At 71.0% G+C, this 25,185-nt stretch carries 20 protein-coding genes and 1 pseudogene; 8 read left to right on the top strand and 13 right to left on the bottom strand.

Features of this window, described 5'->3' with window-relative positions; all coding sequences use genetic code 11:
* Positions 1-100 precede the first annotated feature (100 nt).
* The 4 genes from JNW91_RS13495 to JNW91_RS13480 all read right to left on the bottom strand — a co-directional run bounded on the left by JNW91_RS13495 (position 101) and on the right by JNW91_RS13480 (position 5,542).
* Positions 101-3,280 carry a tetratricopeptide repeat protein gene (locus JNW91_RS13495; protein WP_203175177.1) on the bottom strand — a complete coding sequence of 1,060 codons (3,180 nt, stop codon included), beginning with the start codon at positions 3,278-3,280 and terminating at the stop codon, positions 101-103.
* Between the two features lie 4 nt (positions 3,281-3,284).
* Complete coding sequence (locus JNW91_RS13490) at positions 3,285-3,620, bottom strand: hypothetical protein (protein ID WP_203175176.1); 336 nt, start codon at positions 3,618-3,620, stop codon at positions 3,285-3,287.
* A gap of 66 nt (positions 3,621-3,686) precedes the next feature.
* Complete coding sequence (locus JNW91_RS13485; protein ID WP_203175184.1) at positions 3,687-4,184, bottom strand: YcxB family protein; 498 nt, start codon at positions 4,182-4,184, stop codon at positions 3,687-3,689.
* 128 nt (positions 4,185-4,312) lie between these two features.
* Positions 4,313-5,542: an MFS transporter gene (locus JNW91_RS13480; protein ID WP_203175175.1), complete on the bottom strand. Its 1,230-nt coding sequence runs from the start codon at positions 5,540-5,542 to the stop codon at positions 4,313-4,315.
* Between the two features lie 122 nt (positions 5,543-5,664).
* Between JNW91_RS13480 and JNW91_RS13475 the strand changes: the two genes are divergently transcribed.
* Positions 5,665-6,621: a LysR family transcriptional regulator gene (locus JNW91_RS13475; RefSeq protein ID WP_203175174.1), complete on the top strand. Its 957-nt coding sequence runs from the start codon at positions 5,665-5,667 to the stop codon at positions 6,619-6,621.
* Positions 6,622-6,779: 158 nt separating this feature from the next.
* The gene (locus JNW91_RS13470; protein ID WP_203175173.1) at positions 6,780-7,373 is read left to right on the top strand and encodes a hypothetical protein; all 594 of its coding nucleotides are present in this window, start codon (positions 6,780-6,782) and stop codon (positions 7,371-7,373) included.
* Between the two features lie 94 nt (positions 7,374-7,467).
* On the opposite strand, the gene JNW91_RS13465 is transcribed toward JNW91_RS13470, so the two are convergent.
* Entirely contained in the window at positions 7,468-8,307 is an 840-nt protein-coding gene (locus JNW91_RS13465; RefSeq protein ID WP_309244347.1) for an SAM-dependent methyltransferase, read from the bottom strand.
* Positions 8,308-8,718: 411 nt separating this feature from the next.
* Here JNW91_RS13465 and JNW91_RS33140 point away from each other — a divergent pair, with 411 nt between their 5' ends.
* The 5 genes from JNW91_RS33140 (at position 8,719) to JNW91_RS13445 (ending at position 14,042) form a co-directional block, all read left to right on the top strand.
* Complete coding sequence (locus JNW91_RS33140; RefSeq protein ID WP_309244346.1) at positions 8,719-9,003, top strand: ThuA domain-containing protein; 285 nt, start codon at positions 8,719-8,721, stop codon at positions 9,001-9,003.
* Positions 9,000-11,981 carry a PQQ-dependent sugar dehydrogenase gene (locus JNW91_RS33135; protein ID WP_309244345.1) on the top strand — a complete coding sequence of 994 codons (2,982 nt, stop codon included), beginning with the start codon at positions 9,000-9,002 and terminating at the stop codon, positions 11,979-11,981. Before JNW91_RS33140 ends, JNW91_RS33135 begins: the two co-directional genes overlap by 4 nt.
* 353 nt (positions 11,982-12,334) lie before the next feature.
* The gene (locus tag JNW91_RS13455) at positions 12,335-12,868 is read left to right on the top strand and encodes a DUF6817 domain-containing protein (RefSeq protein WP_203175172.1); all 534 of its coding nucleotides are present in this window, start codon (positions 12,335-12,337) and stop codon (positions 12,866-12,868) included.
* Between the two features lie 196 nt (positions 12,869-13,064).
* Positions 13,065-13,220, top strand: coding sequence for a nucleotidyl transferase family protein (locus JNW91_RS13450; RefSeq protein WP_203175171.1), 156 nt, complete (start codon positions 13,065-13,067; stop codon positions 13,218-13,220).
* 54 nt (positions 13,221-13,274) lie between these two features.
* Positions 13,275-14,042, top strand: coding sequence for a hypothetical protein (locus JNW91_RS13445; protein WP_203175170.1), 768 nt, complete (start codon positions 13,275-13,277; stop codon positions 14,040-14,042).
* Positions 14,043-14,090: 48 nt separating this feature from the next.
* Here the strand turns inward: JNW91_RS13445 and JNW91_RS13440 are convergent, their stop codons facing one another.
* Complete coding sequence (locus JNW91_RS13440; protein ID WP_309244344.1) at positions 14,091-17,156, bottom strand: S8 family serine peptidase; 3,066 nt, start codon at positions 17,154-17,156, stop codon at positions 14,091-14,093.
* Positions 17,157-17,399: 243 nt separating this feature from the next.
* On the opposite strand from JNW91_RS13440, the gene JNW91_RS13435 reads away from it, so the two are divergent.
* A complete protein-coding gene (locus JNW91_RS13435) occupies positions 17,400-17,705 on the top strand; it encodes a hypothetical protein (protein ID WP_203175168.1) in 306 nt (101 codons plus the stop codon).
* On the opposite strand, the gene JNW91_RS13430 is transcribed toward JNW91_RS13435, so the two are convergent.
* The 7 genes and pseudogenes from JNW91_RS13430 to JNW91_RS13400 all read right to left on the bottom strand — a co-directional run bounded on the left by JNW91_RS13430 (position 17,702) and on the right by JNW91_RS13400 (position 24,888).
* The gene (locus JNW91_RS13430; RefSeq protein WP_203175167.1) at positions 17,702-18,790 is read right to left on the bottom strand and encodes a hypothetical protein; all 1,089 of its coding nucleotides are present in this window, start codon (positions 18,788-18,790) and stop codon (positions 17,702-17,704) included. The two genes, JNW91_RS13435 and JNW91_RS13430, sit on opposite strands and share 4 nt — an antisense overlap.
* Before the next feature lie 152 nt (positions 18,791-18,942).
* Positions 18,943-19,719, bottom strand: a complete 777-nt coding sequence (locus JNW91_RS13425) for a sugar phosphate isomerase/epimerase family protein (RefSeq protein WP_203175166.1) — start codon at positions 19,717-19,719, stop codon at positions 18,943-18,945.
* Positions 19,716-20,824: pseudogene (locus JNW91_RS13420) on the bottom strand (dihydrodipicolinate synthase family protein). The gene JNW91_RS13425 and the pseudogene JNW91_RS13420 overlap by 4 nt, the downstream one beginning before the upstream one ends.
* Positions 20,825-20,925: 101 nt before the next feature.
* On the bottom strand, positions 20,926-22,077 hold the full coding sequence (locus JNW91_RS13415; protein WP_203175165.1) for a Gfo/Idh/MocA family protein: 1,152 nt from the start codon (positions 22,075-22,077) through the stop codon (positions 20,926-20,928).
* Positions 22,078-22,116: 39 nt separating this feature from the next.
* Positions 22,117-22,872, bottom strand: a complete 756-nt coding sequence (locus JNW91_RS13410) for an ABC transporter ATP-binding protein (protein WP_238424916.1) — start codon at positions 22,870-22,872, stop codon at positions 22,117-22,119.
* 43 nt (positions 22,873-22,915) lie between these two features.
* The gene (locus tag JNW91_RS13405; protein ID WP_203175163.1) at positions 22,916-23,920 is read right to left on the bottom strand and encodes an ABC transporter substrate-binding protein; all 1,005 of its coding nucleotides are present in this window, start codon (positions 23,918-23,920) and stop codon (positions 22,916-22,918) included.
* A 23-nt stretch (positions 23,921-23,943) separates the two neighbouring features.
* The gene (locus JNW91_RS13400) at positions 23,944-24,888 is read right to left on the bottom strand and encodes an ABC transporter permease (protein ID WP_203175162.1); all 945 of its coding nucleotides are present in this window, start codon (positions 24,886-24,888) and stop codon (positions 23,944-23,946) included.
* Positions 24,889-25,185: the final 297 nt, after the last annotated feature.

Below are 25,185 nucleotides of genomic sequence, written 5' to 3'. Positions count from 1 at the left end.
CTCATCGTTGCGTTACTGGCCCTGCTGATGGCGACTGGAGCGGCCTACTTCGCCCGCGGAGCGTTGTTTCCGCCCCAGACGGCGGCACTCCGGGGTGGCATCAGAGGATGGAAAAGCGGAATTCCTCTTCGTCGGGCACACGTTGGGCACTGCGGATGGCGGCGGCGTCCCCGCGCAGGCGCCCGGCAACCACCGTAGCCTCCGCGTCGTCCACCGCTGTGAACAGTTGCTGGAGCCCGTCGAGCAGTTGGGTGAGAGTGTCGGCTGTGCCCGCGGGCAGCGCGATGGTGCGGCCCAGTGCGGCAGCCCGTGCGGCGCTATCGACCGCTGTCTGCACATCAACGGATTCGAGCGCCGTGATGCCGCGCAGCGTCGCGACCTTCACCGCGATCAACCGGTGTCGGCCTACCGGCTCGGGTCCGTCCACGAGCGTCGCCGCCTCCCGCAGCACCGTCCGGGCCTCGGCCAGCCGCCCGACGCCGCGAAGTCTGATGCCCAGGTTCAGCAGCGCTTCGGCGAAGTCCAGGTTCACCGGTTCGTTCCGGCTGGCCGACCGGAACAGCCGGACAGCGGTTTCGGCCGCGGTGAGCGCCACCGCATCGAGGTCTCGGGCGGAGAGCTGTCGATTGAGCAGGTCGACACGTAACGCGACACGAGCATCGGCGTCCCACGTCGCGGCCTGTTCGAGCAGTTGCGTCACGAGTTGCTTCGCCTCGTCCGCTTCTTCCAGGTCCCACAGCGCGCGAAACAGGCAGGTTGTCGCCGCGACCTGTTCGGACCGTAGGCGGCCGGGGGCGACCTGGGCCACGTGCCCGGTCAGCGCCAGCGCCTCCGCGGCAAGGTCCCGGGCCTGCGCGGGGCGACCCGTCCGCAGGAGCAAATCTGCCAGCTGGCTCGTGGCGTTGACCTGCTCCAGGGCGTGAGCGGCCGGATCGGCCCGTGCGAGGCGGCGGTACACATCGACGGCCTGCGACATCGTCAGGCTCGCCTCCGCCACCTGCCCGTAGCGCAGCTGAAGTCCGGCGAGGTTGGACAGCGCCGAGGCGAGCGCGGGCTCGAACGCGGTGGCGTTCGCCTGGACCAGTTGCCGGCGGATCTCGACCACCTGACGCGCGTGCTCGAACGCTTCGTCCACGCGGTCCAACGCCAGGTAGATCGGTACGAGGTTGTTGAGTGAGATGGCCAGATCGACCAGATAGGTGGCCGGAGCCTCACGGGCGAGGTCCCGTCGCAGCACCAGCGCCTCGAGCGCAACCGGGAGCGCCTCGGCGACGCGGCCGGTCGACATGAACTCGTTGGCGACGTTGCTCAACGAGATAGCGAGCTCGTCCGCCATCCCGGTGGGGCCTCGACGATGAAGCCGACGCCGAATGCGCAGTGCCTCCAGGTGGGTCGACAACGCTTCCCGGGAACGCCCGACCCGCGAATAGCTGAGCGCGAGATTGCTGAGCGCGCCAGCCATGCCCGCGAGGAGCCGCCGGTCACGGCGGACCAGCACCCGATACCGGGCGACGGCGGTCCGCATCGGCTCCAGCGCGTCGGCCGCGCGCCCGAGGTTCAGCAGCATCAAGCCCTGCAGTGCGTACACGGGGGCGGCCAGGACGCCATGCACGCCGTCCGGGTGCTGCTCGTCCAGCAGGACGCACAGGCGGACCGCCCGGGTGGACACCTCCAGTGCCCGCTGCAGGTGCCCGGCGTTGGCCAGGCGGCTCCCGAGCTCGGCGAGCACCGTCATCTTCGTCGCTCGGTCGGTCGTCTGCGCCAGCATCATCTCGGCGAGGCGTTCGCTCACAGCTGCGGCCGCGCTGTCCAGCTCGACATGGCGGCGGGTCGGAAGCTCTCGCGCGACCGCCGCGAGCACGCCGATGTCGATATCCCGCAGCTCCACCACCCGGATCACGGCCGCCGCACCCGCCGCGACGGCGAGTGCGGGTTGCTGGCGCAGCAACGGGAAGAGGTGGTGCTTGGCGACGTGCGGCCACCGGTGCGCGGTCTCGATGACCACGGTCAGGCCCTCCCGCAACCACGGCGCCTGCGGGCTGAGCACGGTTTCCACGAGTGTTCCGGCCCAGTGCCCGACCGAGGGCGGGATGTGAAAGTCCTCGTGGTGATGCCCGGGCAGGGTCAGCGCGAGGAAATCCTCGGCCAGCCGATCCGGGTACAGCGGCTCGAGGACGACCCCCTGGTGAGCCGAGGGATAGCAGATGCTGTGGTCGTCGAGCACCTGCCCGGCGCCAACCGGTTCGGCGACCCGGGCGGTGCCGAGCGCCGCTATGGCCGCTTTGACGGGCAGCGCCCGGGTGAGGATCGCGGTCGCTACGGTCTGCGCCAACACGGCCGGCGCGGTGGCCACCACTCCACGTCGGTGCAGCGCGTGCCAGGCCGCCTGTTCACGCTCCAGCAGGTACGTGGACAGGCCGGCGGTCCCGGTGGGTGCGCTCGCCCCGGTCTTGCGGGTGTGCACGGCAACGAGCGCGGCCATATGCACGGACAGCACCAGGTCGAACTCCGGGCCCGACAGGTTCGCCGGCAGCGGAATGTCGGCCGCTTCGACATCGAAGATACGTGCGAACTCGTCCCGCGCCGCGACGAAAGCGGCCTCACGCTGCCGGCCTGGGGCCAGGTGTTGCAGCCGGATCACATCCACATCGCCCGTGATCTTCTTCAGCTCGTGCCGGATTGCCTGCCACCAAGCGCCGGCCTGGCGGCTGATCAGCAGGATCCGGACCTGTCCGTGCCGCCGTACGAGTGGGTCGCCGAGGACGCCGAGCAGGTGCTCGGCCGGCCAGCGTTCCGCGTAGTCGACGACGACCAGTAGCCGATCGCCCCGTGCCGCCTCGGCCGCGATGCCCTCCGGTGGCGCGATCGAGGATCGGTGCCTGGCCTCGACGACCCGCCACCCTTGCCCGACCGACAGCTCGGCGATCCGGAGCGCGAGCCGGGTCTTGCCCTCTCCACCAGCGCCGTGGATCAGCCGGACGGCCCACGGGATGTTGGGTGCGTCCCGCCAGCGGACGAGCGCATCCAGCTCCTGTTCACGGCCGGTGAACGCGACCGCCCGCTGATGAGTGGCCAGCAGCCGGCTGGGAGTCTCGACGGGGTCTCGGGGCAACGCCGCCGGTGCGGTTGCGATGTCGTCGAGGACATAGGTGGTGTCGCCGATCGTGATGCTGCCAAGGACGACACCGGACACGGCGACGGACGAGCCGCCGGCGTCCACGCGGATCGTCCCGGTCCGATCGGCGGAGACGCGCCGGGGCCCCGGCCGGTTGTCGGCCATGGTTTCAGCCCAACCGGACGCCGGTGGTGGCGTCCCCGTCGCCGCCCTCGACGTCGCCGGTCCGGTGCGCGATTACCCGATCGGCGGAGGGTGTGGCTGTGCTGTGGATGCCACTGACCGCGAAGCCCGCGTGGTTACGGATCTTACCGGTGCGTGAGGCGCGTATCGTGTGGCCCGCCGAGGGCGAGCCGAGCACGCCAAGCACGAGCCCGAGGACCCCGCACGCGGCACCGACGATACTGGCGATCTTGTCCGCCTGGTCGAGCCCGACGACCAGAAACACCACGCCGAGGGCGAGCAGCACCAGCCCGGCAAGGACGAGCCAGAAGCGCTTCAGCATTACCCCAGTATGGCGCGGAGGATCTGCAGCGTGTTAGCCCCGACCCGCGGCCTACGCCACGTGAGTTCATCGACGTCGGAGCAGCCCACGTCCGGCCATATAGGCGCGCAATGTCTCGGCATCCTCGGCGGACATCAACCGGCGTGGGATCACGGTCGCCGGCATCCGGCCGACGTACACGATCCAGAACTCGGAGGTATCCCTTACCTGGGCGACCCCATCCCAGGCGATGCCGCCGGACTCCGAGCCGCTGCGCATCATGATGTTGTCATCGGTGATGTCGTACGCGCCCTCGACGGCGTAGCGACTGGAGCGGCGCCTGGCGCGCAGCAGCACCCACGGCCAGTACAGCATCGACAGCAGGCCACCCACGATCATCGCCAACCACAGCGGCGAAATCTGCTCGCCCCACGCGAACTCTCGCGAGAGGACCAGGCTGATCGCCCCGACCGCCGCAAGCACCGCCCCGACGTAGCCGTACCTGCGCAGCCGGACACTGCCGAGCGCAGCGGCCACGCGGCCCGGGTAGGCGGGATCGGCCGGGACGTCAAAACGGATGTGCACGCCAGAACGATAGTGCCCCGCCCGCTCCCTGGCGGCGCCTGACTCCGCCCCCCTGGCCAGGCCGTCGAGCGCCGGCCCTTCGTCGACGGCGTGTCCGCGCGCCATGGCCACGGCAGAGCATCGGCGGCTCACCTCGCGCTCACCGGCTCGGTCGCGGACCACCGCATCCGTTTCGGCAGCAGCAGCGGGGTGGCGAGCAGGAGAACGCCGGACATGGTGATCGCGGCGAGCGGGCTGGTGAGGGTGGCGAGAACGCCCCAGATCACCATCAGGGCGGCCTGGAGGAGTTTGCCGACGGCACTCCACGTACTGAGGATCTGGGCGGTGTGGTCCATCGGAGTCCGTTGCAGGCGTTCGGTCGCGTAGATCGGGTTGAAGATGCCCATGCAGGTGATCAGCAGGCCCTCGACGACGATCACGGTGATGAGGCCGGTTGTGCCGGGATGGACGAACGCGAGACCGAGCGGGAAGAGCGATCGCAGCCAACCGGAGACGATCATGACCTGGTGCCGGCCGTGGCGGGTCACGAGGCGCGCGGACAGACGGGCGCCCACGAAGCCGCCGAGCGCCGGGATGCCGAAGGCGAGACCGTACTGCCAGGCCGGGAAGTGGTACTGGCCCAGCAGGAGCACGGACAGCAGTGGGGCGGTGGCCATGATGAGGCCGCCGACCAGGATCGAGTTGAGGAACAGACCCCTGAGTACGCGGTCGCGGAAGATGAACCGCCAGCCGTCGAGAAGGTCGGTTCCGCGCAGCCGGGCGGCCCGGTCGCGGGGCGACGCGACGTCGCCTCCGCGCACGCGCAGGACCGCGAGCGCGGACAGCAGGTAGCTGAGGGCGTCGGCCAGCACGGTGACGACCGGGCCGAGCAACCCGATGAGCGCACCACCGAGCGGCGGGCCCGCCGCGGTCGCCACCCAGTTCGTACCCTCGAATCTCCCGTTCGCCACCAGGAGGTGGTCGCCCCTGACGAGATACTTCAGGTACGCGCCGGATGCGGCGGCGAAGGCGATGCTCGCGGTACCGGAGACGACCGAGACGACCAGCAGTTGGCCGTACGACAGCAGGCCCAGGGCGTACGCGACCGGAACGCTCGCCATCGCGACGAACCGGACCAGGTCCATCGCGACCAGCACCGGACGCTTGGCTCGGTGCTCGACCCACGGCCCGAGCGGGAACGCGACAATCGCCGCGACGGCAAGCCCGACCGCCGCCAGGAGCGACACGGCGAACGCCGACGAGTGCAGCACTCGAACCGCGATCAGCGGGAACGCGCCGAAGGCGATCCACGTGCCGTACGTGCTGACGGCGTAGGCCGACCACAGCCAACCGAAGTTGCGCCCCAACCGCACGCGCATGCGACTCCCTCGCGACAACCGATGTTCGGGTCTGGCATCACACCGGCCGCGCCAGCACGGGAGCAAACAACCGAGCTTCGGGCGAGTCACAACCATCGGTTGTGCGGACGCATAATGGATCAGTGGATACCGAGGCGGTACGGTCGTTCGTCCGCGCGGCCGAACTCGGCCAGCTGCAACACGCGGCCGACGAGCTGGGCGTGACGCAACAGGCCGTGTCGAAGCGGATCGCGGCCCTCGAACGCGAACTCGACGTCCGGTTGTTCACCCGTACCGCCCGTGGGGTCGAGCTGACCCTCGACGGGCAAGCCTTCCTTCCGCACGCCCGGAGCGTCGTCACGGGCGTCGATCGCGCCGTCGCCGCGATCAGACCGGGCTCGCGGGCCCTTCGGATCGATGTTCTCGGCCTGCGATCCGCGCAGGCCGTCGTCCTGCACGACTACTGGCGGTCGCACCCCGGCACCGACCTCGACGTGGTGACGCTACGGGTCAACGACCCGCGCGCGGTGGTCGCCGCCGTGCAGGCCGGCGACATCGACGCCTCGTTCCGCTCGGTCACCGACCCGGCCACCCTGCCGCGCGACGTGCGGATGATCCACGCGTTCGACTCCCCGCTGGAACTCCTCGTCGGCCCGAGGCACCCGCTCGCCTCGGCACGAACGCTGACTCCGTCCCAGCTGCGTCAGCACCGGATCTGGGTGCCGGGTATCGCGCCGGGAAGCGAATGGGCGGACTTCTACGATCAGCTCGCCACCGACTTCGACCTCCGCGTCGACGCGGCGGGCCCGAACTTCGGCAACGAGGTGCTCCTCGACATCCTCGCGGACTCCGCCGACGTGGCAACCCTGGTGGGCTCACGCGACCGGTACATCTGGCCGACGAACCACGACCTGCGCCGCATCCCGATCGTGAATCCGACGCTCGCCTATCCGCTCTCGCTCGTCCTCCCCCGAGCGAACCCCCACCCCGGCCTGCGGGCGGTCATCGACCACTTCGCAAGCCTGGCGCCGCTTCCCCCGACAACCTGGCGTCCATCCTGGGCACCACCACGCGAGACCACCGAACGCCCCCGACGTTGACGGACACCTGCCCCGGCGTCTCCTGCCGTCGCGGTGACGCCCGCTCCCGTAGGCGAGGTAGCTCCTTCCCCCTCGGAGGGGATCAATCTTCGTCGCGCATCCCTGACCGTGGAGGTATCGCAGGGCCGCGACACCGTGGCCGAATCGGGAGGAAGAACATGCGCAGAACACTCGGATGGGGAATCGTCGCCGCGGCCGTCATCGCGGCGGCGGGGGCACCGGCCGGAGCCGCGGACCGCAGCCCGGCGCGGGTCACCGGCTCGGCGGAGTTCGTCCTACCGTACGGGCAGGACGACGACGTGCGGTCGTTCGCCTTCGACGTCCGGTCGGCGCCGTACAGCCGTCCAATTCCGCTCCCCGGCGGGGAGAAGGGCTCGCCGGCGGACGCGACCGGTACGGTGCGGGTCTCGCACCGGCTGGCCACGCAGGGCATCACCGTACGGTTCGAGGCGGCAGTCGACTGCATGATCACCAGCCCTGGTCATGCGACCCTCACCGCCATCGTCACCCGCGCGGACGAGCAGGCCAGCGACTTCCTCGGCAAGCGCGTCGGTTTCAGCGTGCAGGACGGCGGCCGCAACCGTGACCGGGTCGGTTTCACCTGGTCGGCGAGCGCCGACCAGAACGAGGCGGGCGAGTGGGGCCCGAGCCGAATCGGTACCTGCCTCGCGCCGGCCGCGTTCGCCACGGTGACGCAGGGGGACTACCGGGTGCGACACGCCGAGCTGACGGCGCCGCCAGCCGGCAACTGACCCTGCCGACGCGGTGAGCAGGACCACGGCGGGGCGAGATGATCGCCCCGCCGTGGCGTCCCGGAGCACCCCACTCGGCTGCGAGCTGGTCCCGTCAGGGCTTGCGGGCCACCGCGCCGTAGATGGAAGCGTCGGCCAGGGGCGGTCGCTGCGCCGGTGGCGCCTGCGGCCGCCACTCGGTGACCGGGACGATGCCCGGGTCGGCCAGCTGGAGTCCGGTGAAGAAGCGGGCGAACTCGGCGCGGTCGCGGGACACGGCGTCCTGCTTCATCCGTCCGGCGGTGAACTCGGCCTCCATCCGTTGGACGATCTCGGCGGGGATGTGGTCGGTGGTGAAGTGGGTCAGGGCCAGCCAGCTCCCGGAGGGCAGGGCATCGAGCAGCTGGGCGACCCGCTCGTGGGGGCGGTCGTCGTCGGTGAGGAAGTGCGTCACGGCGACCAGCACCAGGGCCACCGGTCGGGACAGGTCCAGTGTGGTGTGCAACTGCGGATCGGCGAGGATCTTCTCCGGGTCGCGTAGGTCGGCGTCGAGGTATGCGGTGGCGCCGGCCGGGTCGCTGGTCAGCAGCGCACGGGCGTGGACCAGCACCATCGGGTCGTTGTCGACGTAGACCACCCGGGACTCCGGGGCCACGGACTGGGCCACCTCGTGGGTGTTGTCGGCGCTCGGGATGCCGGTGCCGATGTCGAGGAACTGCCGGACACCGGCTTCCCGGGCGAGGAACCGCACCGCCCGGCCGAGGAAGGCCCGGTTCTCCCGAGCGAGGGTGCGCACGCCCGGGTAGACGGCGGCGATCTGGTCGCCGGACTCCCGGTCGACGGCGAAGTTGTCCTTGCCGCCCAACCAGTAGTTGTAGCGGCGGGCCGGGTGCACCACCGTGGTGTCGATGCGGTCGGCACCTCGACTCTCGGGCACATCCGACGGTCGTGTCACGAGACCTCCCCAGGTCGACCGGAAGACAGCGTAGGCGAAGACCGTCGGCGCGGTGACCCCGTTTCGGCCCGGGCCGACGCGGTCGAGACCCCCGCCGTCGGATCAGGAAAACGCTTACCTTGAGCTATTGACGGTCGTCACTGGCTGTCAGTACCGTGATGCGGGCAGCGAGAAAGCGCTTTCCGCCCCTCACCGTCCGACAGGGAGCGCCCACATGCCCCGACACCTCCGCGCGTTCGGCCTCATCCTGCTCGCCATCGCCACCGTGCTGAGCACCACCACCGCCCTGCCCGCCGAGGCCGCCCCCCGCTTCCGGGTGCTGGTCTTCTCCAAGATCACGAACTTCTACCACGACTCGATCCCGGCCGCGTCGCCGCCATCCAGCAACTCGGTGCCGCGAACAACTTCGAGGTGGTCGCCACCACCGACGCGGGTGCGTTCACCGACGCCAACCTCGCCACCTTCGACGCCCTGGTGTTCAACAACACCAACTCCACCCCCGCCTCCGGTGACCTGCTCAACGCCAGCCAGCGGGCCGCGTTGCAGACGTTCATCCGCAACGGCGGCGGCTGGGCCGGCCTGCACGCCGCCTCGGCCAGCGAACGTGACTGGCCGTGGTACGAGGGCCTGGTCGGCACCATCTTCGACTATCACCCCGACTTCTCCGCCACCGGCGCACCTTCCCCGGCCCGGTGAAGGTGCTGGACCGCGCGCATCCCTCCACCCGCAACCTGCCGGAGCTCTGGGAACAGAGCGAGGAGTGGTACAACTGGCGGACCAACCCGACCGGCAACGTGCACACCCTCGCGCAGATCAAGGTGCGCGACGGGATCAACGGCCTGGACGAGGGCGTCGACCACGCGTACTCCTGGTGTCAGCGCTACGACGGCGGCCGGTCCTGGTTCACCGCCGGCGGGCACGCCAGCTCCCAGTTCAGCACGCCGACGTTCCTGGAGCACCTGCGCTACGGCATCGAGTGGGCCGCCGGCGCGGTCGCCGGCGACTGCTCGGCCACCGAGACCGGCACCTTCGAACGGGTGGGGCTGGTCACCGAGAACCTCGCCGACCCGTTCGAGCTGGCCGTCGCGCCGGACCGGAAGGTCTACTACATCCAGCGCACCGGCGCGTTGAAGGTCGTCAACTCCGACACCCTCCAGGTCACCACGCTGCTGGACTTCGCGTACACGTCGGCGATGACCGACCAGTCCGACGGGCTGCTCGGCATGACCCTGGACCGCAACTTCGCCAGCAACGGCTGGGTCTACCTGCTCTGGTCGGACAAGACCCTCAAACAGCTCAACCTGTCCCGGTTCACGGTCGCCAACAACAGCGTCGCGCTCTCCTCGGAGAAGCGCCTGCTGGCCATCCCCACCTACCGCGGCGAGGGTCGGGCCAACTCGCACATGGGCGGATCGCTGGCCATGGACGCGGCCGGTCGGCTCTACGCCGCGATCGGCGACAACACCGACCCGTTCGCCTCCAGCGGGTACACCCCGATCGACGAGCGAGCCGGCCGCGCCGCCTGGGACGCCCAGGGCACCGCCGGCAACACCAACGACCTGCGCGGCAAGATCCTTCGGATCACCCCGCAGGCCGACGGTACGTACACCATCCCGACCGGCAACCTCTTCCCGGCCGGCACCGCGAAGACCCGGCCCGAGGTCTACGCGATGGGCATGCGCAATCCGTTCCGGATCACCATCGAGCCGCAGACCAACGCGGTGCTGGTCGCCGACTACGGGCCGGACGCCCGCGCCGCCGACGCCAACCGGGGTCCGGAGGGGACGGTCGAGTTCAACCGGATCACCACCGCCGGCAACTACGGCTGGCCGTACTGCGTGGGCAACAACATCCCGTTCAACGACTACGACTTCGCCACCAGCACCTCCGGGGCCAAGTTCAACTGCGCCGCGCCGTCGAACAACTCCCCCAACAACACCGGCCTCACCACCCTGCCGGCGGCGAAGTCGGCGCTGGTCTGGTACGCGTACTCCGCCTCCAGCCAGTTCCCGGAGCTGGGCACCGGCGGTGGCGGGCCGATGAGCGGGCCGGTCTACGACTACGATCCGGCGAACACCCGCACCACCAAGTTCCCGGAGTACTTCGAGGGAAAGTGGATCACGTACGAGCTCACCCGCAGGTGGTTCAAGACACTCTCCATCCACAAGACGGCGCAGACCTTCAGCAACGCGCGCTTCGGTCCGACCGCCGTCGGTGACCTCCAGTCGATCAACGGGATCTTCGAGAACATGAGCTGGATCCAGCCCTTCGAGGCGGAGTTCGGCCCGGACGGGTCGCTCTACGTCATCGACTTCGGCGAGGGCACCGGAAGCGGTCGCGGTGGCAGCAACGCTGGCGCGGGCATCTACCGCATCGACTACGTGGCCAACGGCAGGCCGCCGAGCGTGAAGATCGCCGCCACCCCGGACAGCGGACGCACGCCACTGACGGTGGCGTTCTCCTCGGCCGGCACGGCAGCCGGTGACGGGTCAACGCTCAGCTACGCCTGGGACTTCACCAACGACGGCACCACCGACTCCACCGCCGCCAACCCGAGCCACACCTACTCGACCGCCGGAAAGCACACCGCCCGGCTGACCGTGCGCAACAGTGGCAACGGGTTGACCGCCACCACGGTCACCGACGTGGTGGTCGGCAACACCCGACCGACGGTGACCATCACCGTGCCCGACGGCGGGTTCTTCGACTTCGGCGACAAGATTCCGTACACGGTGACGGTCACCGACCCGGAGGACGCCACCATCGACTGCGCCAAGGTGACCGTGCAGACGCAGCTCGGCCACGACTCGCACGCCCACCCGCTGGACGTCTACACCGGCTGCTCGGGGCTGCTCGCCACGGAGGCGGACGCCGGTGACGGGCACGGACCGGGGCAGAACCTCTACACGCTGATCACCGCGCAGTACACCGACGGTGGCGCGGCCGGCGTACCGGCGCTGACCGGCTCGACCCGGGTCCAGTTGCAGCCCAAGAGCAAGGAGGCCGAGCACTTCAGCGGCCAGTTCGGCCTGGTCGTGAACGACCGGGCCACCGCCCGAGCCGGCAAGCGGCTCGGCGACGTCGACCACAACGACTGGGTGGCGTACGGGCCGGTGGACCTGCGCAACATCGGCTCGGTGACGATCGGCGTGACCAACGGCGGGCTCGGCGGCGACATCGAGCTGCGGACCGGCTCACCCACCGGCACCCTGATCGGTCGGGCCACCATCGGGTCGACCGGCGGGTGGGACAACCTGGTCTCGCCCACCGTCACGTTGACCAACAAACCCACCGGCACCACCACCCTGTACGCGAAGTTCGTCAACGCCGCCCAGGCCGGCGGCACCCCGGACCTGCTGTCGCTGGACTGGCTGCGGTTCAACGGGGCCGGCGTCAAACAGGAACCCGGCGGAACGCTGTCGCTCGCGGCCAACCCGGCCAGCGGCACCGCGCCGCTGACCACCACGCTGACCGCCACCGCGACGGCACCGTCGGGGCAGAGCATCACCGACTACGCGTGGGACTTCGGTGACAACAGCACCGTCGCGCACTCCGCGACCCTGCGGTCGACGAGTCACAGCTATCCCCGCAAGGGGACCTTCACCGCCCGGGTGACGGTCACCTACACCAGCGGGGAGACCCGCTCACTCAACCTGATCGTCACGGTCAGCTGATGTCGGTCGGTGGCGGGCGGGCCAAAACCCCGTCCGCCCCGCCGAGACGGCCCTGCGGAGCCGCTGACCGAGCAGATCTTGGACGGTTTCGGTTCGGTCCGAACGGAAACCGTCCAAGCTCTCCCCCTGCGGTCCGCTGAGGGCGGGGCGAGACCGAATGCGACATCGCCTCGCGCCGCCAGACGTCCGGGGGAACGCGTGTCAGTGCCCGGAGGCCGATCGGGGGCCTGTCGCGGTCATCGGCATCTTCGTGTCGGCAATGCCCACCTGAGCGAAACGCAGCCACGGCGCTGTGACATATTGCCCACACACGGGGGCAGCGAGTTCCGGCAGCCGATACTTACAGTCAGGACATGTGCACCGACACCGCCGTTCGGGTCTGGCTCCGCGACCTGGGCGCTGAGCAGATCGCGCATCCCGGGGGCAATCTGTACGCCCACCTGTGTCGCGTCAGCGAGCGACTCGCCGCGCTCGGCTGCGACGGCGACGTACAGGCCGCGGGCCTCACCCACGCCGTCTACGGCACCGACGGGTTCGACCGAACCCTGCTCGATCGGGCCGATCGTGCGGTCCTGCGGGATCTGATCGGCGCTGACGCCGAGGAGCTGGTCTATCTGTACGGCGCCTGCGACCGGGAACGCAGTTGGCGGGAGCTGGCCACGACCGGCCAGGTGTTCGACCGGTTCGTGGGTCAGGTGAGAACGACGAGTGGGGCTCGACGTCGGTCGCTCATCGACCTGAGCATCGTCAACGAACTGGACGTCATCGAGCACGATCGCGCGGTGGCCGAGCGGCACGGCGCCTACTTCCGGGCACTGTTCGCCTCCTGGGCCCCGGCGGCCTCGGCACCGGTCATCCAGGACGCGCAGCGGGTCCTGGGGGCGTGACACCCGGACGCGTACGCATGCGAGCCGTCTACCCCCGGCAGCTTCGAGCTGGTCGCGGTCAACAGCAGCAAGCGTCCGGGCACCGACGAAGTACGGCGGGCGGCCGCTGCACGTGCGGTCCTGCCGGTCGAGTGGACGTCCGTCACCGTTGTGGCCTGGAACGGGTTGAACGTACTGCCGCTGCCACGACGTGGGAGTGATCGTCCGAGGCGTACGCAACACCACCGATCTTCGATACGAGCACCAGCTCGCCGCGATGGACCAGTCGCTGGGTGTTTCGACTGTGTTCCTGCCCGCGCAGCCCGAACTGGCCGCCGTGTCGTCGACCGTGGCGCGCACGCTGGGGCGCTGATCGTTTCCGCCGGCTCGTCGCAGGGAACTGCTCGGGTAGAGGTGAGGGGGAAACATGAGCCGGTACGCTGCGCCACCCACCGCCCGAGCGCCACGGGTGCTCCGGCTGATCCTGCCGTTGCTGGGCACCGTCGCGCTGAGCACCGCCTGCACGACGGGTGGAGACGTGCCCGACTCGGCGTCGTCGACCGGGTCGCCGACGACCGCGGCGGCCACCCCGAGCCCGACCGGGGAACCATCCGCGAGCGCCAGCGCGCCGGTCACCGTCCCCACGTCGGCCTTCGTCGAGCTGCCTGCCGAACTGCGGAAGTCCCCCCGCCGCCCGACGCCCGTCACCGAGGCCCTACCGAAGCTGTGTGCCAACGAGTTCGGCACCGGAGGCCGACAGGTCACCGCGAGCGCGGCAATGACGGTGACCTACAAGAAGGCCGGCGAGCCCGACAGCAACGTGCCGCAGGGCATGATCCACCAGACCATCTTCGCCTTCGAGGGTGACGGCGCTTCGGACTACCTGCGACGCCTGCGCGCCGCGGTGCAGGCGTGCCCCTCGTACGACCAGGGCGGCAACCCTGTCACGGTCAAGAGCGAGACGTTGCCCGGTGTCGGGGACGAGGCGTTGCTGGTGACCCGCACGTGGGCCGCCACCAGCCTGAACGGCGAGCGTAGCGGAGGCGACTCCTCCGCCCAGATCGCCGTGGCCCGGGTCGACGGGGCGGTGACCGTGTTCCACGACCAGGGCTGGGAGGGCAGCAGCGGCAACCCGACCATCCTGGACCGGAGCGTGCGCGACGGCGTGAAGGCCATCGACGCCTGGCAGCGTTAGCGGAAGGTGGGGCGGCGCCCGACGGCGCCGCCCACGCTCCGTCAGGAACTACTGCCAGGCGCTCTGCTGGGTGGAGACGAGATTGCCCGGGATGATCGTCCCGTCGGTGTTGTACTCGGTGTACGCCCAGAAGTCGCCCTCGGGCAGCGGCCCGTTCGGCTTCAACGTGAAGTTGACGCTCTGACCGCGTTCCGTCGTCGACGGCAGCGTCAGCGTGGCAGGCGAATACCTGGCGTTACGACCGATGATGGCGTGCCGCAGTTCGAAGTCGACGACCGGGCCACCGGGCACCTGCGCGAACACGTACGCCGTGTAGCGCCCCGGCTCGGGCAGGAACTTGTACGCCTGCTCCGCGCTGGTCCAGTATCTGTCACTGCTGTAGACCAGGGTGTCGCCCTTGTACAGGTACAGGTCGAGGTTGGTGTTCGGGTCTTCGGTGTCGGCTTCGACGATGATGCCCGCGGTGTTCGCCGGCACGGTGAAGTCGACCTTCTTCACGCCGGAGGCGCTCGGGTCGAAGACGCCGCCGTAGACGCCGGCCGGCATCGAGTACGACGTGCGCAGCATCGGCGTGTAACCGGTGCTGCGACCGGCGAGCGGCCCGGTGAAGCCCGGCTGGACGAAGCCGAAGGAGCCGCTGGTCATCCGGCCGAACTCCTCGCCGTCGTCACCGTACGGCCGGGCGCTGATCCCCCACGGGCGGGCGGCGACCGGGATCCGGGCGCTGTGCCCCTTGCCCTTCCAGGTGATCGACCCGGTGACGTACCGGTCCCAGGGGGCGCTGCCGCGGCGCAGCGTGATGGTCACCGTCGCGGAATTCCCCGGCGCCAGCGTCACCGACGCCGGGGTGACGGTGACCTTCATGCCGGGCAGGCCGGACACCGACGACCGGTAGGTCTCCCGCGCCTTGCCCACATTGGTGAGCGTGCGCGTGAGGGTCACCGGACGGGTGCCGTCGTACTCGCGCAGCGAGATGGCCGGCAGGTTGAGTTCCTTTCCGTCCGGCTGGGCCGTCTCGCTGAAGGTGACCAGCTCCGCCGCGGTCGGCTCGATGGCCAGTCCCGGATCGGTGGCCCGGGCCAGGTTGATGAAGCCACTGCCCTGGTCCAGCGGGCTGGTGGTGCCGACGGTGTCGGTCGCGGTGGTCCGCAGCGCCGAGGCGACCCGGCCCGGCGTCCAGTCCGGGTGCGTGGCGCGCAGGACCGCCGCTGCTCCGGCCACGTACGGCGAGGCCATCGAGGTGCCCGAGTACGCGTCGTACTGCCGCCCGAAGTTGCCCGCCGGTGAGACCGCGGCGATGATGTCCGCACCCGGCGCCACCAGGTCCGGCTTGAGGACGCCGGTGGCCACCTTGTCCGGTCCGGTGGAGGAGAAGTCCGCCACACTGGGTACGCCCGGAACGCTGGAGCCGTCACCGCCGGTGCGCAACGACGCCGTGGCGTCGGTGGGGTGGCGCATCAGGTAGTTGAACAACGTGCCGGCCTGCTTCTTGGTCGGCAGGTAGACCACCGGGAAGTTGAAGATGGAGTTGATCCGGTAGTTGCCGACCGGCTCGAACACCACCATCGCCGCCCCGCCCTTGGCCTTGATCTCGTTGGCGGAGCCGAACATGTCGGACAGCGCGCAGGCGACCACCTTGCCCTTGATCTTGGCGGGATCCAAGCTACCGGGCTCGCAGTAGACGGCCCCCAGATCCGGCGAGCCGGCCTGTTCACCGAAGACCATCGGCCGCGAGGCGCCACCCGGCAGGGCGTCCAGCGACCCGCCGACCAGCTTCGTGCCGTCGCCGAGCTTGATGGTGGCCTCGTCGAGGTTCGTCACCGCCGCGCCGACCGTGGTCACCCAGGGCGCCGCGTTACTGATCGCTCCGCTCACGATGCCGGTGTTGCCCGCCGACGCCGCCACGAAGACTCCGGCCAGCGAGGCGTTGAGGAAGGCGACGCCGATGGGGGTGTTGGCCTCCCAGTCGCCGAGATCGGAACCGATCGAGAAGTTCAGGACCTGGACGCCGTCGGCGACGGCCGCGTCGATGCCGGCGATGATGTCGGCGTCGAAGCCCATGCCGCCCCAGAGCACCTTGTAGACGGCGATCTGGGCGTCCGGCGCCACCCCGGAGATGGGATCGAAGCGCCGGCCGTCGATGGTGACGTCGGAGACCGGCAGACCGGCGGCCGTGGATGCGGTGTGCGTGCCGTGCCCGGCCATGTCACGAGGGGACAGGACCTCGCCCTCGGGCACCGAGCCGCCGCCGGCGAGCCACGTGTCGGCGAAGTACCGGGCGCCGACGATCTTGCCGTTGCAGTGCTCGGCCACGAAGGCCACACCGGTCTGGCAGGTGCCGTGCCAGCTCGCGGGCGCGGACATCTTCTTGGCGAACGACGGGCTCTCCGGCCAGATGCCGGTGTCCAGGACGCCGATCACCATGCCCACGCCCGTACCGGGGCCGGGCTTGACCGGCCGGCCGGCGATACCCGGCTGCGCCGACTGGTCCGCCCCGGCGGTGGCGGCGGGTGTCGGGGCGCCGGCGGTCGTCGTGGTCGGCGGCGTCACAGGGGTGCCGAGCGTCCGCGACGCGGTGACGGCGCGGACGCGCTTGTCCGCCCGCAACGTGGTCGCCTGCTGGGCGGTCAGCTTTGCCGAAAACCCGTTGAAGGCGGTCGTGTAGACCGCGTTGACCTGTACCCGGGCCGCGGCGGCAACGGCGGCCCGCTGCGCGTCGAGGTGTCGGCGGTACGCCTGCGACGGCGCCGACGACACGTCCAGCCGGTTGCCCGCCGCCGGGCGGGTGCGGGCCAGCCCGGACACGCCACCGGCGTACGTGGTCAAGGGTTCCTCGGCCAGTTCGACGACGTACGTACCGGAGCCGGTCTCGTCCACGGCTGTCTTCGGGGTCGCCGCGCGATTGCCGCCGGGTCGGCGGTCGGCCCCGTCGGTCAGGGTGACTCGCTTGTCGAACCCGGAGGTGAAGTAGCCGACGCCGCCTCCGTTGCCCGGTGTGCCCGCAGGGGCCGCCGACGCCGATCCCGCGACACCGGTGGTACCGGTGATCAGGGCGACGACCAACGTCGGTATCGCCAGTCTTCGCCGCCTGTTTCCGCTCGTGCCTGTAGCCACGAGGCTCCTTTCGACTGCTCCCTTGTGGAGCATCTCTCATTGATCACGACCCGCCATTGGGAGCGCTCCCCCACCCAAGTCCACGACGGTTGATCGAGGATTTGCGCGGTGTTACGGAACGCCGGTGCTGGCAAGATCACCGTACGCGCGGTAGGTGGTGTCTCGTCAACACCATGATCGAAAGCGGCGCCGTTCGACCTGGACCGCACCACGCACCGCTTCGTCAGCACCGACACCGGCGGCGTGCAGACCGTGGTCGCCGACGACCCCCACGACCCCACCCAGATCACCCTCGTCCAGCAGCATCTGGCCGCCGAGGTCGAGCGATTCCGGCGCGGTGACTTCAGCGATCCCGCCCGCATCCATGGCACCGAGATGCCCGGCCTGGCAACGCTTCGGGCACACGGCGGGCGGATCACCATCGAGTACGAAGCCATTCCCGACGGCGCACGCGCCACCTACGCCACCGACGACGCGGAGCTTCGCGATGCGCTGCACCACTGGTTCGACGCCCAGGTCAGCGACCACGGCCCGCACGCCACCCGCTAGCTGCCACCAGCCGCTTGGGGCGCGCCTCCTCGTCGCCGCCATAGCACCGTGCACGACGCGGCCAGGGCCAGCCCGAGCAGCGGCGCGACGCCCACCCCGGCGAGCGTGCAGGCGACCGCGAGCAGCGCCGGCGGCACCCAACACCAGGCGGGCACGGTACGCGGGGCACGACCGCGCCGGCGGGCGGCTGCCTCGGTCGCCATCGGCACCACCAGCACCGGCAACGCGGCGGCCAGCAGGGTCAGCCAGGGCAGCACCAGACGGTCGAAACGCGCCACCGCCAGCATCCCGCCGAGCACCGCGACGGCCAGCATCGCCACCCGAGCCGGCACCCGCGGCGTCAGGCCGCGGACCGCCAGAGCCCCGGAGTACGTGGTGGTCAGCGCGGCGGCGAAGACCGCCACCGCGACGAACAGATTCGCGTACGCGGCCAACCCCGAGCCGGCGGCGAGCAGCGCGACCACATCGGCTGAGCCGGTCCGCAGCCACAGGCCGGCACCGGCGAGCACCCCGAGCAGCGCCGGCCCGACCAGCAGTCCCACGCACCAGGCCAGGTCCCGCCTGCGGGCCAGGTCGACGCTGAAGTCCGGTGCCCGCAACGCGAACACCGCCGCGTAGCCGATCAGCGCGGCGGCGTCGGCGAGCCCACCCGTGGCGAGGCGGACCGGCGCGCCGGGTGGTGGCAGCACCGTCAGGCACCAGCCGACCAGGGCCACCGCGCTGAGCGTGGTGAACACCGAGATCCCGTTGCCGAAACGGGCCGGCGCCCAGGAGACGGCGAGGACCGCCACCTCCAGCAGGACCGGCCCGGCCCAGCCCGGCAGGTGCGTCAACGCGGCCAGTGACGCGCCGCCGAGACCGACGTTGAACCCGTTCCAGCCGACCATCGACACGGCCAGCACCGCCGCCAGCAGCAGCCGCGAGGTGTCGCCCAGGTACGCGGGCAGCACCGCGGTCAGCGTGCCCCCGTCGCCGAGCGGCCGGCGCAGACCGATCCGGCCCTGCCCCCACAGCAGCGCCGCCATCAGCAACCCGCCGACCAGCAGCCCGGCCACCGGCACCGCGCCGCCGTGTCGGGCGGCCATGGCCGCGCCGAGCACCAGCGTGGCCGGGGCGGTGCCGATGCCCAGCCAGGCGCCGACCGCCGACGCCAGCGCCGTCCGGGGCCCTCATCGCCGATCGGCCGGGTCTGGCCGATCGCGCCCAGCCTCTCAGACAACGTGACGCAGGTAGCCGGTCATCGCCGCGTCGAGCACCTCCGGGCCGGGCGTGCCCACACCTCGGCGGAGAAGACCTCCACCTCGATCGGGCCGACGTAACCGGCCGCGTCCACCGCCTCGCGCAGCCGGCGCAGCTCGATGCAGCCGTCGCCGGGCAGCGCCCGGCCGAGCAGCACCCCCTCCGGCAGCGGGGTCACCCAGTCGCAGACCTGGAACGCGGCGATCCGCGCACCGGCCCGGGCGATCTGCGCGTACACCGTGTCGTCCCACCAGACGTGGTACGCGTCCACGACCACACCGACCACCGCCGGGTCGAACCGCTCGGCGATGTCCAGCGCCTGCCCGAGCGTGGCGATCACGCAGCGGTCGGCGGCGAACATCGGGTGCAGCGGCTCGATGGCCAGCCGGACGCCCGCCGCCGCCGCGTGCGGGGCCAGCTCGCCGATCGCGTCGGCGACCCGACGTCGGGCGCCGTCGACGTCCCGGCTGCCCGCCGGCAGCCCGCCGGAGACCAGCACCAACTCCGGGGCGCCCAGCGTCGCCGCCTCCTCGATGGCCCGCAGGTTCTCCGAGCGCCAGTCGTCGGCGGAGAAGAACCCGCCCCGGCACAGAGACGTGACGGTGAGGCCGGCGTCGCGGACCAGCTTCGCCGAGCGGGCCAGCCCGTACTCGCCAACCGGCTCCCGCCACAGTCCGATGCCCGGCACGCCGGCCGCCACGCAGCCGGCGACCACGTCGGGCAGTGGCCAGCGCTGGGCGGTGGCCTGGTTGAAGGAGAACCGCGCGAGACTCACTGCGCCACTCCCGCGACCGTGAACAACGCCCGCGCGCGGGCCGCGGCCAGCTCGGCGTCGGGCAGCAACCCGGCCGCGTCGGCCAGGGTGAGCAGGGTGGCCAGGTGCGCCGGGGAACGCCCGGACTGCGCGCCGCCGACCATGGTGAAGTGGTCCTGGTGCCCGGCCAGCCAGGCCAGGAACACGATCCCCGTCTTGTAGTGCCAGGTCGGCGCGGCGAACAGGTGCCGGGCCAGCGGCACGGTCGGCGCGAAGATCTCGTCGTACGCGGACCGGTCCCCCCGGTCCAGGGCGGCCAGCGCGGCGGCGGCGGCCGGCGCGATGGCCGCGAACACCCCGAGCAGCGCGTCGGAGTGGCCCACCTCGTCGCCCCGGATCAACTGGGGATAGTGGAAGTCGTCACCGGTGTAGAGACGTACCCCCGCCGGTAGCCGGCGCGCAGCGCGACCTCCCGGTCGGCGTCCAGCAGCGACACCTTGATGCCATCCACCCTGGACTGGTGCGCCTTGATCAGCTCGACGACCGTGTCGGCCGCCAGGTCCAGATCGACCGCGCCCCAGTAGCCGGTCAGCGCGGGGTCGAACATGGGACCCAGCCAGTGCAGCACCACCGGCTCCTCGGCGGCGGTCAGCAGTTTGTCGTACACCCGCAGGTAGTCCTCCGGGCCGCGTGCCGCGGCGGCCAGGTGCCGGCTGCACATCAGCACCGGCCGGGCGCCGGCCGCGCGGACGTCGTCGAGCTGTTCGGTGTACGCCGCGGTGACCGCCGACAGGGTGGCCCGGCCGGCCGGCAGCTGGTCGGTGCCGACGCCGGCGACGATCCGTCCGCCCACGGCACGGGCCTCGGCGGCGCTGCGCCGGATCAGCTCGCGGGTCGCCGGGTAGTCCAGCCCCATCCCCCGTTGGGCCGTGTCCATCGCCTCGGCCACCCCCAACCCGTACGACCACAGGTGCCGCCGGAAGGCGAGGGTGGTGTCCCAGTCCACGGCCGCCGGGGCGCCCGGCACGTTCTCCGCGCCCGCGTCGGCGACCACGTGCGCGGCGGCGTACGCGACGCGGCTGGTCGCGGGCGCCGACGGGCGGGCGAAACCACTCCCCCCGCTCAGCCGGTAGCGCCGTCCCGCGGGCAGCACGACCTCGGTGGCGCTCGCCGGGCCACCCTTCGTCCGCGACTGTGGGGCTCGCGAGCCCGGCTCACTCGTCGCGCTCACGCGTGCAGCTCCGGCACCTCGACGCGGACGCCCTTTCGGGCCGCGCGCAGCCCCAGCTCGGCGAGCTGCACGCCGCGTGCGCCGGCCAGGAAGTCCCACCGGAACGGCTCACCGGCTACCACGTGCCGCAGGAACGCCTCCCACTGCACCTTGAAGCCGTTGTCGAAATCCTCGTTGTCGGGCACCTCGGCCCACTGGGAGCGGAAGTCCTCGGTGACCGGCAGGTCGGGATTCCACACCGGTTTCGGGGTGACCGCCCGGTGCTGCACCCGGCAGCGGCGCAGCCCGGCGACCGCGCTGCCCTCGGTGCCGTCGACCTGGAACTCCACCAGCTCGTCGCGGTGCACCCGGACACACCAGGACGAGTTGAGCTGCGCGACCACCCCGCCGTCGAGCTCGAACACGGCGTAGGCGGCGTCGTCGGCGGTGGCCGCGTACGTGCCGCCGGACTCGTCGACCCGCTCGGGCACGTGAGTGGCGATGACGCAGGACACGGCGTTGACCCGGCCGAACAGCTCCTCCAGCACGTAGTGCCAGTGCGGGAACATGTCCACGACGATGCCGCCGCCGTCCTCGGCCCGGTAGTTCCACGATGGACGCTGCGCCGGCTGCCAGTCACCCTCGAAGACCCAGTAGCCGAACTCGCCCCGCACCGAGAGGATCCGGCCGAAGAAGCCCCCGTCGACGAGACGCTTGAGCTTGCGCAGCCCCGGCAGAAAGAGCTTGTCCTGCACGACGCCGGTGCGTACGCCGGCCGCGTCGGCGGCCCGCGCCAGGTCGAGCGCGGCGGCGGTGTCCTCGGCGAGGGGCTTCTCCGTGTAGATGTGCTTGCCGGCCTCGATGGCCTGCCGGATGGCCTTCTCCCGCTGCTGGGTGACCTGGGCGTCGAAGTAGATCTCGACGTCATCACGGGCCAGCGCCGAGGTCAGGTCGGTGGTCCAGTCGGTCAGACCGTGCCGCTCGGCGAGTTCGCGAAGCTTCGTCTCGTTGCGCCCGACCAGGACCGGTTCCGGCCAGATGGTCGTGCCGTCGGCCAGCGTCACGCCGCCGGACTCGCGGATGGCCAACAGCGAGCGGACGAGGTGCTGCCGGTAGCCCATCCTTCCGGTCACGCCGTTGACGATGATGCCGATCGACCTGCGGGTCATGGTGTTCCTTCCGTCGTGCCGGTCGTGCCGATTCGCGTCTCAGTGGTTGGCGGCCGCGCTGCCGAGCAACCCGCGCAGGTCGGTGGCGAGTCGGTCGAAGCGGGGATCCGACATCACCTGCGCGTAGTCGCGGTGGGCCGGCAGCTCGACCGGAAAGGTGCGGATGATCCGGCCGGGCCGGGCGCTCATCACCACCACCCGGGTGCCGAGGAAGACCGCCTCGGCGATGGAATGGGTCACCAGCACCACGGTGGTGCCGGTCTCCCGCCAGATCCGGTGCAGTTCGGCGTTCATCTGCTCCCGGGTCAGCGCGTCCAGTGCGCCGAACGGCTCGTCCATGAGCAGCACCGGCGGGGCGTGCAGCAGCGCGCGGCAGAGTGCCACCCGCTGCTGCATGCCACCGGACAACTCGTGCGGCAACGCCTTCTCGAAGCCGGTCAGGCCGGTCATCTCGATCAGTTCGTCCGCCCGGCGGGCCGCCTTCGTCCGGTCCATGCCACGCATCTCGGCCTGGAGCAGGATGTTGGCCCGCGCGCCGCGCCACTCCAGCAGCGCGGCCTTCTGGAAGACGAAGCCGATCTCCTTCTGCGGGCCGCGTACCGGGCGCTCCAGCAGCGACACCTCGCCGCTGGTCGGCCGGACCAACCCGGCGACGATCTTCAACAGGGTGGACTTGCCGCAGCCGGACGGACCGACGATGGTGACGAACTCCCCCGGTTCGATGTCCAGCGACACGTCGTCCAGGGCGGTGGTCTGCGACCGCCGGGTGCTGAACCGGACGGTCAGCCCGGCCATCCCGATGGCGGTGCCGGTGCGTGCCGGCGCGGCGGTCACCGGGTCACCCCTGCGCCGCGTACGAGGCGTCCCAGTACGCGTTGGGCGCCCCGGGGTTCTTCAGCTCCGCGTAGCGGGACATCAGGTCGATGGTCTCGGTCCACTGGGCCTCGGTGTTCACCCCGGGCGGGCCTTCGGCGCCGATCAGCGGGAGGTTGAGGGTGAGCTGCTTGGTGAGCACCTCGGGGGCGGGCTCGTTCTCGGCCAGCGCGGTCATGGCGCTCACCGCGCCGGCCGGGTCCCGTGCGGCGTCGGCCCAGCTCTTCTGCGTGGCCCGGACGAACTTGCGGGCCAGCTCCGGGTCCTTCTGCAGGGTCTGGGTGTTGGCGACCAGACCGGTGCCGAGCAGGTTCATCCCGTAGTCGGCGAAGAGCAGCACGTCGACCTTCTTGCCGGTCTTGCTCTCGATGGTCGGAGCCTGGTCGTGGAAGAAGCCCATGATGGCGTCGACCTTGCCCTCGGCCAGCGCGGCGATCTTGCCGGCCGCGTCCACGTTGACCACCTTGACGTCGTCCTTCTTGAGGCCGTTCTTCTCCAGCCATGCCGGGAAGGTCGCGTACAGGGCGTCGCCGGGGGTGCCGCCGACGGTCTTGCCCTTGAGGTCGGCCGGGGTCTTGATGTTCTCCTCCGTGAAGAACTCCACCGAGGAGGGGCCCTTCTCCAGGTACGCGCCGAGGCTGCGCACCGGCATACCGCTGGCCACCGACTTGAGCAGCACCGGGCTGTCCGCCCAGCCGAAGTCGGTCTGCTTCTGGGCGACCTGCTTGACCGTGTTGCCGGACCCGTTGCCCGGCAGGATCTTCAGGTCGATGCCCTCGGCGGAGTAGTAGCCCTTCTGCAGGCCGTAGTAGAAGGGCGCGTGTTCGCCGTACGGCACCCAGTTGAGGGTGAGGGTGACCTGTTTGCTGCCGTCGGCGCCGGTCTTGCCGGCGGAGTCGTCCCCGCCGCAGCCGGTGGTGGCGAGGAGCAGGGCGGCGGTGGCCAGGATGGTGGCGGCGGTGCGTTTCATCGGTGCCTCCGTGATGGGGTCGGTCAGGAGGTGGTGAGTGACACGCCGGCGCGGCGGCTGGCGTGCCATGGGATGAGCAGAGCCTCGGCGATCTCGACGAGGACGAACAGGACGATGCCGATGGCGGACATCAGGATCAGGTCGGCGAACAGCAGGGGGGCGTCGAGGTTGCCGTTGGCCAGCAGCAGGACGTAGCCGAGCCCTTCGCTGGCGCCGACGAACTCACCGACCACCGCGCCGACGACCGCGAGGGTGACGGCCACCTTGAGGCCGGCCATCAGGTGCGGCAGCGCGTTCGGGAAGCGGATCTTGCGGAACGTCCGCCAGGGGCCGGCCCCCATCGTGGCGGCGAGGTCGAGCAGCTCCGGGTCGGTGGAGCGCAGCCCGGCCACGCCGGAGATGACCACCGGGAAGAACGCGATGAGCACCGCGAGGATGACCTTCGGGGTGAGGCCGAGGCCGAACCAGACCACGAGCAGCGGGGCGATGGCGATCTTCGGGATGACCTGTGCGAACAGGACGATCGGGTAGAGCGCCTTGTCCAGGGTGCGGGAGTAGGCGATGGCGACCGCGGCGGCCAGCCCCAGCGCGGCGGCCAGCACGAAGCCGAGCACCGTCTCGTAGAGCGTGACCAGGGTGTGCCGGGCCAGCTCGGACCACTGCTCGGTCATGGTGGTCCAGACCTGGCCGGGCGTGGGCACCAGATAGTTCGGCACGTATTCCTGTGCGGCGACGAACCACCACGCCGCGAACAACGCGGCCAGCACCAGCGCCGGGCGCCAGAGCGAGTCCGCGACCGCCACCGCGCGGCGGCCGAGCGTCGGTCGCGGTGGTCGGCCGCCCGTGCCCGGCGGAGGACCGACCACCGTGGACGTTCCGGCGCCGCTGGTGCTCGCCGAGCCGGCGGGCGTTCCGGTCGCCGTCGCGGCGGCCTGCCGGCCCGCCGTGTGCAGAGCGTTCTCGGTCACACGGAACCTCCTCGGAGCTCGGCACCGTGCGCCGGGCCGGACGGCGGATCAGGCAAACGCTTTCCTGGAGCGTAGGCGGCCCCTGAATAGCAGGCAAGGCCTTTCCTCGATGTGTTTGCGCCGCCCGCGCCGACCGTCTCCCGGGGACGGTCAGGCGGTCGCCGGATAGGTGTCCAGCAGGCCGCACATACCCAGCCGGCCCCGCTCGACCGGCTCGTCCACGGCGCACACCCGGGCGTCGCCCAGGTGACCGGGATCGCCGCGGTCCAGGGCGTCGAGCTGCTCGCCGGTGTCGGC

The sequence above is a fragment of the Micromonospora parastrephiae genome (genome assembly GCF_016802865.1).
GTDB lineage: Bacteria > Actinomycetota > Actinomycetes > Mycobacteriales > Micromonosporaceae > Micromonospora > Micromonospora parastrephiae.
The sequence above is the reverse complement of the archived record's forward strand: the minus strand, read 5'-3'. Positions and strand labels throughout refer to the sequence as shown.

Excerpts from the sequence above, each read along its gene's own strand:
- JNW91_RS13495 (WP_203175177.1), bottom strand. The coding sequence starts at position 3,280 with ATGGCCGACAACCGGCCGGGGCCCCGGCGCGTCTCCGCCGATCGGACC.
- JNW91_RS13490 (WP_203175176.1), bottom strand. The coding sequence starts at position 3,620 with ATGCTGAAGCGCTTCTGGCTCGTCCTTGCCGGGCTGGTGCTGCTCGCC.
- JNW91_RS13480 (WP_203175175.1), bottom strand. The coding sequence starts at position 5,542 with ATGCGCGTGCGGTTGGGGCGCAACTTCGGTTGGCTGTGGTCGGCCTAC.
- JNW91_RS13470 (WP_203175173.1), top strand. The coding sequence starts at position 6,780 with ATGCGCAGAACACTCGGATGGGGAATCGTCGCCGCGGCCGTCATCGCG.
- JNW91_RS13455 (WP_203175172.1), top strand. The coding sequence starts at position 12,335 with ATGTGCACCGACACCGCCGTTCGGGTCTGGCTCCGCGACCTGGGCGCT.
- JNW91_RS13445 (WP_203175170.1), top strand. The coding sequence starts at position 13,275 with ATGAGCCGGTACGCTGCGCCACCCACCGCCCGAGCGCCACGGGTGCTC.
- JNW91_RS13430 (WP_203175167.1), bottom strand. The coding sequence starts at position 18,790 with ATGGCCGCCCGACACGGCGGCGCGGTGCCGGTGGCCGGGCTGCTGGTC.
- JNW91_RS13415 (WP_203175165.1), bottom strand. The coding sequence starts at position 22,077 with ATGACCCGCAGGTCGATCGGCATCATCGTCAACGGCGTGACCGGAAGG.
- JNW91_RS13410 (WP_238424916.1), bottom strand. The coding sequence starts at position 22,872 with ATGGCCGGGCTGACCGTCCGGTTCAGCACCCGGCGGTCGCAGACCACC.
- JNW91_RS13405 (WP_203175163.1), bottom strand. The coding sequence starts at position 23,920 with ATGAAACGCACCGCCGCCACCATCCTGGCCACCGCCGCCCTGCTCCTC.